Origin of the sequence: Lactiplantibacillus sp. C232 (assembly GCF_023806725.1) — a bacterium.
Lineage (GTDB): Bacteria > Bacillota > Bacilli > Lactobacillales > Lactobacillaceae > Lactiplantibacillus > Lactiplantibacillus plantarum.
Genome location: NZ_JAMSKZ010000008.1, coordinates 110913 through 124310, shown reverse-complemented (window position 1 = coordinate 124310; position 13398 = coordinate 110913). Strand labels below are relative to the sequence as shown.

General features: G+C 44.7%; 16 protein-coding genes. 8 read left to right on the top strand and 8 right to left on the bottom strand.

Translation table 11 applies throughout. The features are described from left to right. Positions 1-207 precede the first annotated feature (207 nt). Positions 208-2748, top strand: coding sequence for a serine hydrolase (locus MZO41_RS09430; RefSeq protein WP_013355417.1), 2541 nt, complete (start codon positions 208-210; stop codon positions 2746-2748). Positions 2749-2857: 109 nt separating this feature from the next. On the opposite strand, the gene MZO41_RS09425 is transcribed toward MZO41_RS09430, so the two are convergent. Then, positions 2858-3052 (bottom strand): type II toxin-antitoxin system Phd/YefM family antitoxin, encoded by a 195-nt coding sequence (locus tag MZO41_RS09425; protein WP_003645953.1) that lies wholly within the window; start codon positions 3050-3052, stop codon positions 2858-2860. A 153-nt stretch (positions 3053-3205) separates the two neighbouring features. Next, on the bottom strand, positions 3206-3583 hold the full coding sequence (locus MZO41_RS09420) for a helix-turn-helix domain-containing protein (protein WP_003644196.1): 378 nt from the start codon (positions 3581-3583) through the stop codon (positions 3206-3208). A 175-nt stretch (positions 3584-3758) separates the two neighbouring features. On the opposite strand from MZO41_RS09420, the gene MZO41_RS09415 reads away from it, so the two are divergent. Continuing rightward, the gene (locus tag MZO41_RS09415) at positions 3759-4490 is read left to right on the top strand and encodes a C40 family peptidase (protein ID WP_003643215.1); all 732 of its coding nucleotides are present in this window, start codon (positions 3759-3761) and stop codon (positions 4488-4490) included. Between the two features lie 212 nt (positions 4491-4702). Here the strand turns inward: MZO41_RS09415 and ntdP are convergent, their stop codons facing one another. From ntdP to MZO41_RS09400, 3 genes are all read right to left on the bottom strand, one after another. Further along, a complete protein-coding gene (gene ntdP, locus MZO41_RS09410) occupies positions 4703-5251 on the bottom strand; it encodes a nucleoside tri-diphosphate phosphatase (protein WP_003643214.1) in 549 nt (182 codons plus the stop codon). 97 nt (positions 5252-5348) lie between these two features. After that, a complete protein-coding gene (gene recX / locus MZO41_RS09405; RefSeq protein WP_003645955.1) occupies positions 5349-6152 on the bottom strand; it encodes a recombination regulator RecX in 804 nt (267 codons plus the stop codon). Between the two features lie 32 nt (positions 6153-6184). Then, the gene (locus MZO41_RS09400) at positions 6185-6943 is read right to left on the bottom strand and encodes a competence protein ComK (protein WP_058906902.1); all 759 of its coding nucleotides are present in this window, start codon (positions 6941-6943) and stop codon (positions 6185-6187) included. 234 nt (positions 6944-7177) lie between these two features. Between MZO41_RS09400 and MZO41_RS09395 the strand changes: the two genes are divergently transcribed. The 4 genes from MZO41_RS09395 (at position 7178) to MZO41_RS09380 (ending at position 8540) form a co-directional block, all read left to right on the top strand. Further along, positions 7178-7726, top strand: a complete 549-nt coding sequence (locus tag MZO41_RS09395) for a sigma-70 family RNA polymerase sigma factor (RefSeq protein ID WP_013355415.1) — start codon at positions 7178-7180, stop codon at positions 7724-7726. A gap of 47 nt (positions 7727-7773) precedes the next feature. Then, positions 7774-7956, top strand: coding sequence for a hypothetical protein (locus MZO41_RS09390; RefSeq protein WP_224272044.1), 183 nt, complete (start codon positions 7774-7776; stop codon positions 7954-7956). Positions 7957-8070: 114 nt separating this feature from the next. Next, positions 8071-8283, top strand: coding sequence for a DUF1659 domain-containing protein (locus MZO41_RS09385; protein ID WP_003644190.1), 213 nt, complete (start codon positions 8071-8073; stop codon positions 8281-8283). A 29-nt stretch (positions 8284-8312) separates the two neighbouring features. After that, a complete protein-coding gene (locus tag MZO41_RS09380; protein WP_003643208.1) occupies positions 8313-8540 on the top strand; it encodes a DUF2922 domain-containing protein in 228 nt (75 codons plus the stop codon). Positions 8541-8641: 101 nt separating this feature from the next. On the opposite strand, the gene MZO41_RS09375 is transcribed toward MZO41_RS09380, so the two are convergent. Next, the gene (locus MZO41_RS09375) at positions 8642-8947 is read right to left on the bottom strand and encodes a hypothetical protein (RefSeq protein WP_011101326.1); all 306 of its coding nucleotides are present in this window, start codon (positions 8945-8947) and stop codon (positions 8642-8644) included. 867 nt (positions 8948-9814) lie between these two features. Here MZO41_RS09375 and MZO41_RS09370 point away from each other — a divergent pair. Together MZO41_RS09370 and MZO41_RS09365 are read left to right on the top strand one after the other, a co-directional pair. After that, the gene (locus MZO41_RS09370; protein WP_003643206.1) at positions 9815-10483 is read left to right on the top strand and encodes a sugar transferase; all 669 of its coding nucleotides are present in this window, start codon (positions 9815-9817) and stop codon (positions 10481-10483) included. A gap of 437 nt (positions 10484-10920) precedes the next feature. Next, the gene (locus MZO41_RS09365; protein ID WP_013355414.1) at positions 10921-12342 is read left to right on the top strand and encodes a flippase; all 1422 of its coding nucleotides are present in this window, start codon (positions 10921-10923) and stop codon (positions 12340-12342) included. A gap of 129 nt (positions 12343-12471) precedes the next feature. Here the strand turns inward: MZO41_RS09365 and MZO41_RS09360 are convergent, their stop codons facing one another. Both MZO41_RS09360 and MZO41_RS09355 read right to left on the bottom strand, forming a co-directional pair. Beyond that, positions 12472-12912: a MarR family transcriptional regulator gene (locus tag MZO41_RS09360; protein WP_003643204.1), complete on the bottom strand. Its 441-nt coding sequence runs from the start codon at positions 12910-12912 to the stop codon at positions 12472-12474. Between the two features lie 11 nt (positions 12913-12923). Continuing rightward, the coding region (locus MZO41_RS09355) for a mucin-binding protein (protein WP_252129677.1) at positions 12924-13398 on the bottom strand (475 nt) is incomplete at its 5' end.

Below are 13398 nucleotides of genomic sequence, written 5' to 3'. Positions count from 1 at the left end.
AACGAACTAACAATCATTATGCTAACCGGTTAATACGTATACAACGTATTAACCGGTTTTTATTTATTTACTCTGTCAAAACAACGTTAACTTAAAAAACACCGTATCTTGCCAAACCATGTTAGGAAGTTTAACGCCGATTCGAAAAACCGTGCAATTGTCGGATTACCGTTTTATATTAATGAGCAGCTAAAAGGGGGAATTAATTTGACGTTCAAAAAAAGGTTATCCGCAACCACCATGCTGACCTTGATCAGCTTCAGTAGTCTGGCACTTGCTCAACCGGCCACCGCCACAACTAGACCAGTTGACGGTCGTCTACGTACCAGCCACGGAGTCACAATCTATCCGCAATTGCCAACTAATCAACACCAATTACGGCGCGGCTACTTCACCCGCCAACCCATAAACACGGCTTTCAAAATCACTCAGCAGCATCGTGGCCTTGGTGGATTTTACTTTCACATCATCGGCAATCGTTTTAATGGTTGGGTCGCCGCACGCACAGTAATACCGCTCATTAAGCATTTGACAAGACAACAATTTAAAACACCCGTCAACCGGGCAGCAAAATTGAGTATCTACACCACGACGCTGCCATTTTTAACCAACCGGCAGCTGCAACTGATCATGACTCATCAATTAAGTACGCGTCAAATGAATCAACTTCATCTACGTGTGGGCAAGCCCATCCGGACAACTCGTGGGCAATACATTCAAATCCTAGGACCACAGGGTCGGCATATCCGGGTTTCAGTCAACAAGATGCCATTAAGATTCACGCTGCCTACTTCGCACCAAAGTCAACATTTAATCACTCCAACCAAAACAGTTATGCCCCTTCACGCCAAGACTGGGAACACTTTAACAACGTCCAAGTCAGGCACGACTACTACGGGACAGTCCCAGAATCCTAACAACACTGTTAAATTTCGACACGCCGAGAACAACCCAGCACTAGCGCACCCCAACAGCCCAGCCGGACATCCCCAACATGTGAATGCACCAACACCAGTTACACCACCGAACCAGAAATCCACTTCAACGCTCCAGGGAAACCATTTTATGGGAACGCCAGTCAAATCATCAGCCCAGTCGAACGACCATCACACCATTCAACGACCAGTGATAGTCCAACCACATGCGACGATTCGGTTACATTCAAGTGCTGCCACGGCACCGACCCATCAAGCTCCAGTCAGTTCGGTAGCTACTCCGGCTAATGCTGCTTCCTCAGCCACCACAACTCAACCGGCAACCACAGCGGGGACGGTGCTTAGGCATCAGCAGATCCACACTAACCAGATTGCAACCGCTACGCGACCAGCAAGTCAACCTAGTACCAGCATAAGCCCTGTAAGTCAGGTGCCAATTAGGACCAGTGCAAACAGCACGTCAACACAAGTTAGTCAGGCCACTTCCGCACAAACTGACCACAAAACTGTGACATCAGCAGCTATACCACAAGCGGTCGCCGTGACATCAAGTACGCCGACTGCAACGGGAACGTCAGTTGTTAGTCAGAACAGTGCCACACAACCTGCCAGTCACACCACAACGTCAGCGGCCACACCAGAGACAGTCGCAACCCGGACATCAAGTGCAGCGACTTTAACCGGAACATCCGGCGCTAGTCAGGGTGGCGCCGCACAAACTGCCAGCCATACTACAATGTCAGCGACCGCACCACAAGCTGCCACAGCCGCGACATCGAGCACGTCGACTGCAACGGGTGCCTCCGGTACGATGTCAGTCAATATCGCACCCGTCACGAAATACACGGCTCAGCAAGCATTACAAGCCATCAATCAGCTCATGACCACTAATCATTTCATGGGCACCCTGCTCCTGACTAACAATGGACCAGCGGGAGTCAAAACTTTGACTTTTGGCTCAGCTGATTTGAATCAACACCTAGCCAATACCGTTGACGAGTCGTACCCACTAGCTTCATTAGAAAAATCAGTGACTGGTGCAGTTATTCAGCATTTGATCAATACTGGAAAATTGACAATGAACACAACTTTGGCTCATTTTTACCCGCAAGTACCCTATGCACAGTCGATTACGATTCGCCAATTACTCGACCATACTTCGGGGATTCAGATGGGTGAACCTGTCCCAGATCAGGCCTTGAGCACTGATCAACAAGCCATCGACTTCACATTGCAACATTTGACGTCTACTAACCAACACCAGTGGTCGTATTCCAACGCCAACTTCACCCTCTTAGCAGGTATCGTTGACCAATTAACGGGCCAATCGTTTAGTGCCAACCTCGAAGCTGATATTTTGCAGCCACTCAACATGCAGCACACGTTCGTTTATAACCAAGTACCAGCCACCGCTGTTCATCCGCTCCCATACACCTTCAGTAAAGGGGCCTCAACTCCCCGGTCAATTTCGACTAACTTACTGTCAAGCGAGCTTGGTTGTGGCAACCTCTATGCCAGTGTGGGTGACTTTTACACCTTCATTCATAATCTGGTCGATGGTCATCTGCTCACTTCGGCTGGATTCCGAGAACTGGCCGCCAACTTACAACCCACCTATTCTGGCGGAATCTACTACCGTGACGATGGGACAATTCGCATTGGTGGTGCCGACAACAGTTTATATAGCCTCTATATCGGCTCCAACGACAGCAAAATTGCCATGGTCTTCTTTGCCAACCAGGCAAAATGGGCGACCATGAACACAGTCGGCGTTCAAATTGAGAAAATCTTAGCACAATCCGCACTATTATAGGTACTACGACTTGCAAAAAAAGGCACCACCGACATGACTATGTTGGTGGTGCCTTTAGCTTATTGGACTAAGCGAACCTTGACTGGCACGATTAGTTCTTTGTTATTATTTAACTGAATTCCATGTCATGATGATTCGTTTTGGCTAATTGGCTGACAATCTGCAACCAGTCTTTCATACTAACCATTACCGCTGAATCTTGGGTACTGGGATTTTCCACCTCAATGGTATCGTGGCCTTGATTAACAATCGTTAACAACTGGTTGATATTCTTTTTTGCTAATGCGGTAGTAACTTTTTTCATACGCCCATCTCCCAATCCGTTCCATAATTGTTGCCATTGTGCACCATTCATTCAAACCCGTCAAGCGCTGCTAGCAATTATTCAAGTAACTGAGCAATATTTTACACTAAGCAGGTCCCAGTTGCACCTAAAAGAACCGAGTTTTACTTAAAATTAAAGTCGTGGGGTCTTGAACATCGACTTCAAGACGTTTCTGATAATTTTCATTTGTTCATTAGTAATCGGCTGGCCGTCGTATTCAAACTGGTTTTTCTTGTTTTCAATCACTTTTTTAAGATCAACAGCAGCGGTATTGGTCGCCTTAGCTGTCGGTTCTTTATCCTTACCAACCAATTTGGTATAACTCGTACCGAGCACTTGAGCAACTTCCTTAAGCGTACCGACTGACGGCGTGTGCTTTTTCCAACTATAGATGGCACTCGCACTTAAGCCTGCTAAGGTCGCTACTTCCGCTAAGGTCAATCCATTCTTCTTGGCAAATTGCCGAATATTCTTAAGTAATTCACCGTTATCAATCTTCAAAAAAGCCAAGTTCGTCACTCCTATCGGTCAAGATCTAATCAATTATTGTTAATCCACTCAAGCTGTAGACATTACTTAATCGAACCGCAACTCATTTGCAACAACTTTGTTACAATGAGCGCTTATGATGGGGTCAGCGTTATTGAATGAGATGGACATGGGGATTTTCGGGGAGGAAATACATATGAAACAACGTCTTATCACACTGATTGTTGCTATTTTAGGCCTCACGGTGGAGCTTTGGCAAGCACCAAACGTCGATGCCAGCTCAACGAATCGCGTCATTAAAACCACTAATCTTACTAAAAGCGCCTACCTGACGAAGAATACTCAGGGCGGCTTCTATAACATGAGTGGTGCCGCAAATAATCTTAAAATCCAGAGTCGGGGAACGCTTCGACAATATGGTAATACCACTTGGTTTGTCACCCAACAACGGCAAATTCGCTTAGCTAATAATACCACGGCTAATTATTATTTTATAACGAGTGCTAATACCCGTGTTCGTGGCTGGGTCAAGACCGGCTCCCTCAAGAAGAGCACCAGATCTTTCACCAACCTCTATAACGTGGCCAAATCAAAACTTGGCCATCGCTATGTCTATGGTGCGGTCGGTCCGAACACGTTCGACTGTTCCGGTTACACTAAGTATGTCTTCCAGCAAGCTGCGCAGAAAACCTTACCACGTGTGGCCCAAGCTCAGTACCGACAATATCCCAAAATTTCCAAACAGCGCGCCCAAAAAGGCGATTTAGTCTTCTTTGGTAGTGGCACAGGTTCGATATCACACGTCGGTATTTATGTTGGTGGTGGAAAGATGATTGACGCTCAGGACAATGGTGTCAAAAATGAAAAAGTCTACGTTCCGTGGTGGCACGCGGTTGGCTATTCGCGGCCAGTCAACTTTGGCGCTTAAAAGTGTAATTCCTATTTTCACCCGACCCACAGAGGCGACTTGTGGGCCGCTTTTTATTGTCCTAATTATCATGACTTGTGTCAACCATGACGGCTGGTAATCATCTCTTATTATTCAATGTCGAGACGCAACCAGAACACAAAAGGGAGCACCCCAGCACGGAGTCACTCCCTTTGTACTTTAATTACGCCGCTGACAGACCGTCAGCAGAGCTATTGCCGACGTGATAATTCTTGATAGCGACTATACCAGATATCAATGTAGTCTTGTGAAAACGGGCCTTTTTTGTTTTTGATCCAATCAACTAAGACTTTCACATTTGCTTTTAAAATGCGATCAGTATCAGCCGAATAACGCCATTGGGCACCGTGTTCTTCGTACTCATCAACATCCAACAACCGCCGCTCACCATCGGGAAAGACTTTGACATCCAAATCATAGTCGATGTACTTCAAAGCCTCTTTATCTAACACGTATGGTGATGCTAAGTTGCAATAGTATGAAACGCCGTTATCGCGAATCATCGCCACGATATTAAACCAATAATGCTTATGAAAATAAACGATTGCAGGTTCCCGCGTCACCCACCGGCGACCATCATCCTCGGTGACTAGTGTGTGATCGTTACAACCAATTAGTACGTTCTCGCTTGTTTTGAGTACCATTGTATCGCGCCAAGTTCGATGTAAACTTCCGTCGTGCTTATAGCTTTTGATCGTAATGAAGTCGCCTTCCTTAGGTCCCTTAGCCTCGCGCGCCATATTAACCCAACTTTCTAAAATGAGGGTAAATTTTCATCGAATTTCATTAAACATTATACCAGATTTTTATGGCGTGCGGGCAGGTAATTCAACCTTTTCATTCATCAGCAACTTGTTCGTCGATAAATCGATTGATATCGTCCATCATGAAGCCCTTTTGAAACAGGCTGCGTTTCGTGCGCATCATGCGTTCACGAAACGCATACTTGCGATTGCGTTGCCACAACTTTGCCCCCTGTGCAACGAGGGCTTCCCACTGTTCATCTTCGTCGGGTTCTAATGCCAAACTCGCAATCGCGGCCGTAATCGTGTCATTATCAAAGCCCTTCGTCATCATACCTTGGCGAACTTTCTGTTGCATGGTCTTAAAAGCTTGGCGGTGATACCGTTTTGCCAGTTTACGCGCAAGTTCACTGGCATTATCGATCTGCTCTTCAGCACTAAACTGCCCGGCCAGCGCGTCATCAATCAGCTGCTCTCCCACACCCTTTTGTCGTAAGTTCTGCCGAATCACCCGTGGCCCCTTGTCACTGGTCCGTTTGGCCGTCCGCACAAAGGCATCCGCATACTGTTGGTCGTTCAATAACCGCAACTCACGTAATTGTTGCATCGTCGCGTCGATAACCGACTCGTCAATTTCTTCATCCCGTAACTTGTCATGAACTTCTTTTTCGGTACGCAACTGATGTGAGAGATAATCCAGCGCGCGCGTATACGCTTTGGAGACATCGTCCGCCGCAATCATCGCTGCTTGCAGTTGTTCATCAACTTCCATGCCCTTAAAAACGCGGAACTTGATCATCACCGACTCACTGATTGGAAAAGCGTACTGCTCGTCTAAATAAATGTTATAACGTCCAGCTCGCTTTTGCGCGACAATCTTCGTGACCTTCTTAGTCAACGACACCAACTCCCATCATTTAATCTTTACTCCTATAGTTTACCGAAAAATCGCCGCGTCAAACAACTAATTTCTCCAGGAAGTGCTAAGATGCCAAAGTGCTTTAAGACTTGGTCAGTATACGACTGCATCATCTCGTGATCCGTGTCCGCCATTGAAGGTACCGATTGATCGGGCACTAATCGCCGGCGATGATGTTCCTGGAGCGCCGCTTGTAATTGACCAGCCTTCGCAAGTTGGCGAGTGGCCACGCGCTCGCTCATATCCACTTGAATCGTAATTTGACCATCATAAACTAAGGCCGTCATAAATCCTTGAGCCTCGATATGCTTCAAATAATGCCGATTGTACCAGCTGGTTGTTCCCCGTTTGGCCGTACTTAACGGCATCAGGATCGCATCACCGTGAATCACAGGTAACTTGTGTTTCGATAAACCGAGTTCACCGGCGAGTTGCTTGATCAACTGTGTCCCAGATAACCCCAGACGGCCAGCGTAATTCATCATGATCTGGCGCGTCGTCAGTTTTGTCTTGATCAATCCCTGTTGACGATCAAAGATTAGCGTATTTTCAACACATGTCAGGTGTTTTATGTCAAGTAGAAAAAGTGTCTCCAGCACGTCGATTGTGGCAAGTTCTGGGCGTTGCGCGATGATTAATAATCGTTGTGGCTGTCGGGTGTCCCAAGTACCAGCGTGGCACTGCCAAAAAGTGTTAACGTGATGCGGAACGTCAATATTTTGGTTCATAGATGGTAAATCCCCCTCAAAGTCGGTATTTATCTCTAACATTCACCAGCCGAGCCCCCGCTGTCCGCGGTTATTTTAGATTAATCACATCATAACAATTACGTACAATCTAGGAAAGTAGTTGGTCTGTAATCTATCCAAATCTCATTGGAACATTAATAATGAAAATAAATCGTCACTTTTCAGTCCATTTTCACGACCTGCGTCAGTTGCGATCGCTCGCTACACTGATATCAACCTTGGCCAAGGAAATCGCTCATAAATGGGGTTATTTAGATGCACGCTGACCGTTTTGATAATCAAATGGCTTTCGATTTACTCGCCCGACCCGAGCACCAACATTTACTATACGGCGCTTTAAAAGCCGCCCAAGTCACCAAATACCACCCGCAATTCGAAGATTGTGTAACCGTGGCCCACCTGACTTGGCTGTCTGCTTACCAGAACTACGCGCCCGAATTGCCCGCTAATTTACCAGATTTTCGTAAATTTGCATTTCGCCGTATCAAGTGGCGAACTGTCGACTATCTACGTAAACAAACTTTGCGCACCCAGTCGCAAGTCAACTTGGAACACGCACTGCCCATTACCATTGATCCCATGACCGAACAAGAGACCCATTGGCAATTAACCGCCCTCTTAACAGAACTCCTTGTCCAATGTCGGCCAGGTGAGCGGATTTATCTCACCGAATTCTTTTTCGAGGAACAGACCGTTAGCAGTATCATGCGGCGCCACCAGGTCAGCCGCCGAACAGTCTACAACTGGCGGGCCAGTCTGCTCGTCAAGGCCCACAAGCTTTACCAGCAACAAACCACCAATTAACTAATGAGACTGTCGCAGTTTGAAAGGAACTCACGATGCATATTTGGATGAACACACATGTACTGCTCACAGTAACTGATTCTAATCAACGCCAGTTCCACCAACACTGGTTAGCAGATCGCGAACTGACCGACAGCGACTTTACTACCTTGATTACCATTCTGACCCCACTATTCGCTGAGAAGATCATCAGTATTACCGTTCGAACCATCACCGAGTTTGCGGATTAAATGGGGGCTAGTCAAAAAAGTTTAGGCAAACCTTGCACAAATCGTCAGGCTCAACCGTCTGTATTAATGTAAGCTGGCCAGCCTACCACCACAAAATTCAAGGAGGAACTCATCATGACTAAAACTTGGTTAAAAGCAACCCTGACTGTTCAAACAACTACGGAATTGGACGAACAACGTAAGCAAACCTTTAACGCAATCGCCCAAGACGCAACTGACGAACAACTTGCCGCTTTTGGCAAGATCGTCGAAGTCTTGACGGGCGACCAGTTCACGGCCGCTAACTTGGCCAACGCCTACCGCTACGATCCACAACCCATCGCTTAACACACCCATAATAATAGGAGGAAGCGCCCATGAAAACTTTAGACTTAAGCTTTAAGACTAGCACAAACAAGGTTCACCACTTGAAGTTACACTACGCCAACGACAACTTGAGTAAAGACGTTGTTAGCAAGGCAATGGCGGACCTCGCTGCCACCAAGCTATTCGTGAAGGATGGCGAAAACTTAGTCGCCGAACCGCTTGCCGCTAAGTACGTCGAAACCATCGAGACACCAATCGTCACTGCACCAAAGGCTTAACCTCGCGTTACCTGCAATTACAAGAATCCCCGGTCAGTAATTGACCGGGGATTCTTTGGTTATCATTTAAAGTCGTCTTACTCTTGGCAATCACTTCAGAGCTAAATATCACAAGATAGCCGCATTGCCTTCGTCTCTTGACGGTCGACAGGGTAAATCTCGATAATAATACTGTTACCGACCGGATGCCAATCAATTGCTTTAACCAGTGCCCGCATAAACGTCCGCGTGATCTGAGTCTTGATTGAAATACCGCTACGCTCAATGTCATCATAGAAAATGACCCGTTGATCTAGCTTATCAACCTTAAAGTAGTAGTACGCATAATGGGCCGTCCCCCGTTTCAAAATTAAGTGGTACGAATTATTATAATCCGCGGGAAAAACCGTGATCCAATCGTCATTCATATCGGACATCCTTTTCACTTGAATTTGAGCTCTAATCTAATTGTACCTTGAACGGTGGTGAAAACCTAGAGAGAATGTGTGAGAAATCACGCGAGAAAGCCACCGTAGCAACCTAAAATTTGCCAGCTTACTTTCGAACGATGGGCCAATATCAGCAGCCATTGTAACCATAGCCACAAAAAGATTCATTAATTTGGACTATCTTCTACTTAATGACCGTGATAAGAACGAGCTCTTTACGCTTCATTCAGCTTATAACTTATTCTAACCGTATGTCTTAAATTACGCGATTGCTAGGTTAACACATAGTTAATGCTTAGCAAATATTTATTCACCAATTGGCAGAGTCATCACTATCATACCGTTTTTAGTACTATAATCACCTCAATTATTTTTTCATAGATTGATTCACTTTCCCCTCATATTTTATCCCGGTCACAATTATTAGGCCTAAACCCATAACTCATTAGAATACGTAGCTGATATTTTTTCTGTTCATTAACTAATTTTACGACGCACCACTTTTACTAACAGTTGCGCGCTTTTAAGTTGCTAATAATTGCAACTGGGTGAAATACTGGTAAATTATAGTTAACCAAAGTTCAATTAGTCAAATCTAACCCTCAAAGAATTACAGCTTAAATATTGGTTTATTCCAGTACAATATTTGCTATAATGAGATTAGCAAGGCTGCAAAGTTAATCGTATCAAGCATATTTACTTGATAGCTATTTTGTACTATAATCATTAGGTTGTATCAATATGGTTCATACATAGTCAGTTTGTGGTAACCCGAACAGTAGTAATAGATTAACCTGGCTGTGATTTACGGGGGAAAATATTTAAAGGAAGCATAGGGTGTTACTTATGGAATTGAAGGAACGAGAAATCAGACCGATTACGATTGACGCCGGGCGTCAGCATCGTCGTTATGGTTATCGGTTCATTAAACGCGTGTTTGACTTTGTCGCTAGCCTCTTAGGCCTCATCATCTTATCACCACTCTTCTTGCTAATTGCAATTGCGATTAAAGTTGAAGATCCTAAAGGCGCCGTCTTCTACTCGCAGACACGGTTAGGTCGTGGCGAAGTCCCATTCAAGATGTATAAATTTCGCTCGATGGTTTCCAACGCCGATGAATTGTTGGAAAAATTACTTAAAGATAACGAGATTGATGGTGCCATGTTCAAAATGCAGGATGATCCCCGCGTAACTAAGATTGGGCGATTCATCCGTAAGTATAGCATTGATGAACTACCACAATTGCTAAACGTCCTTCAAGGCTCGATGAGCTTAGTTGGACCCCGGCCGCCATTGCCACGGGAAGTCGAAGAATATTCCGACTATGACAAACAACGGTTAGCCGTCAAGCCAGGTTGTACCGGTCTATGGCAAGCAACCGTTCGTAACAGTGTCGGTTTTGATGAAATGGTTAAGTTAGACTTAACTTACATTTCTAAACGGAGTGTCGCATTTGATGTCTACATTCTGTTCAAGACCGTGGTCATTATGTTCAAGCCTAATGGCGCTTATTAAACATAAAAAACAAAACGCGCAACCAAACTCAAGGGGGAATTTGGTTGCGCGTTTTTGTAACCCATTGATTTGAACACACCACGCACCATTCGCTCGCCATACCATCAAAATCATCTCCCCTCTCCTGCAATCATCATTGATTCCACGACCCTACCGGCCAAATTTTCAGTCCTTGATCATAAGTGCACACGAACACAACTCACTGGGGTGCTCCAAGTATTACGCCAGTCTCCCAATTTAATTATCGTTGATATAACTATGTCACTCCGCAGTTAATTAACAATAAAAATACTTTCTAATTTATAAAATAATAAGTTTGTTAATAACCAACCCTAGCCAGTTAAAACCACTATCAACCGGCTAATTGGCTGTGATACAATGAATTGAATGTTGAGAAATTCGACGTTAGACTGCTTAACTGCCACAAGGAGCCACTCATGCGAATCATAAGGAATTACTTTTATACAGCGGGGTATAACCTCTTAATTTTACTAACGCCCCTCCTAACCGTCCCGTATATCTCACGGGTCTTAGGGCCGACCGGCGTCGGTATCAATGCAACGACCAATTCGATCATTACTTACTTTCTATTGTTCGGAACGGTCGGTATTACAATTTATGGTAATCGCGAAATTGCCTTTATTCGCGATAATCGGGGGCAACGCTCACAAACTTTTTGGGAAATTGAAATATTACAGTTATTGACCATCAGTTGTGCTTATCTCGCCTTTTTAGTTTTTCTTTTTTTTGAGCACCAATTGCAAATTTATTTTTTCTATCAATCATTTTATATTATTGCGGGTGCTGTTGATATTTCTTGGTACTTTATGGGTCTCGAGGATTTCAAGAAAACCGTGCTCCGTAACATGCTCGTCAAGATTGCTTCTGTGATTGCGATTTTCATATTCGTGAAGACTCGGCAAGATACCGGAATCTACATTTTGATTTTAGCGGGCTCACAAGTTTTGGGCAATCTGACACTGTGGCCATACTTACGACATAGTGTCGAACGGCCCAACTGGCGTCAATTGAATCTCTTTCGGCATCTGCGGCCCTCATTAGCATTATTCGTGCCACAAATCGCAACGACGGTTTACCTTGCCTTGAATAAGACCATGTTATGGCAAATGGATTCGCTAACCGCCGCCGGATTTTATGATTACTCCGACAAGTTGATCAAGCTCGTTTTAGCGCTCGTGACAGCGACTGGAACAGTCATGTTACCCCACATTGCCAACCTCTTCATGAAGCAACAACTTGAACGCGTCAAACAATACTTATACATGTCCTTTGACTTTGTGCTCGCGATTGCGATTCCAATGGCTCTCGGCGTGGCAGCGGTCGCAACGACGCTCGCACCCCTATTTTTTGGACGGGCATTTGGGGCAGTCGACCGACTGTTGATGATTGAGGCACCCGTCATCATCCTAATTGGGATGAGCAACGTGCTTGGTCAGCAGTTTCTGCTACCGACTAAGCAGACTAAGACCTATACGATTTCCGTCACTATCGGGGCCCTCGTCAACATCGCTTGCAACATCCCACTTATTTGGTTTTGGGGCGTGGCCGGTGCCATGTGCGCCACTTTGATTTCGGAAGTTTGTGTCACTGGCTACCAACTATTCATCACTCGACATGTCTTGCATGCGCAATCTCTATTTACTGGAATTTGGAAATACACACTTGCTGGTGGATTAATGTTTACATTTGTATTTCGCCTAAACGTCACCATGACAGCTTCCTACTTAAACCTTTGTTTACAAATTGGTGTAGGTGTCTTATTGTATCTTGGACTGATATTACTATTACAACCGCCTGTATTACGCAACGCTATCAAATTACGCAACAATCTTCATTAACTTCATATGTCGTCTCTATACATCAATTACAAAGGCCCAACAAAGTTAAATAAGTTATTGGGTCTTTGAGATTAAAGTGCCCCATAAATTGGAGTAAATCCAATTTATGGGGCACTTTAGGGTTGCTTTTTAGTTGTTTAGTATAATTAACTGTTGCTTTAAGTATCTGAGCTGTTTCATTAATGTAGCCAGTTCGTGATTACAATCAAAAGCTTGTAGATTTGCCTGTATTTGCCGAGCAACTTTCCCAATAGTTTCTTGACCAGTAGTAGTCAATGACAACCAAACTATTCGTCGATCGCTTTGATCAATTTGTGGCTGAATCAAATTATCTTGAATGAGATGCCAAGTATTCCTAGAAATTAGTGTGCGAGTGACCTTGAATACTTTTGCTAACTCACTAGCACTAGCTTGTTCATGTTGCTCAAGATAGACTAATACTTCCCACTCACGCATGGAAATCCCGGTTGTTACAAGTCCTTGTATTGACATTTGGTGCACTTGCTTCTGAATAGATTGTAGTGTTTCTAAACTTTCAAACTGGGCTTTGATTTGTTGATGATTTAGCATATACTTCTGCCCTACTCTTTGTGCTGTCGCTTAGCCATACCAAGGAGACCTAATAGGCCACTCATGGCTAATAACAATAAACCACTAAGCGTCATATGTTGTTGATCCGTTTCATTAGTTTGTGGTAATCGTTGACCCACAAACTTAATGGTTATTGTTTGAACCGACTTATCAGATGTCATCGGTTGATCTGGTTTTGCTGGTGTCGTTAGCTGTCCTGGTTTAACCGGTTGTGTCGATGTTGTTGGTTGACCTGGTTTAACCGGTTCTGTCGGTGTTGTTGGTATCGTTGGTTGTTCTGGTTTAACCGGTTTTGTTGATGTGCTATCAGCCTTATAAACTACCGTAAATTCAAGGTCACTGGAATCACCAGTAACGGTCTGCGTACTAATTTTGCTCTGATCTGGTGTGTAGCCCTTAATTGCTGGACTATCCACGGCCGCAAATTGTTGCGCTGCCGACCAACCCCCATATGTCTTTTCACCC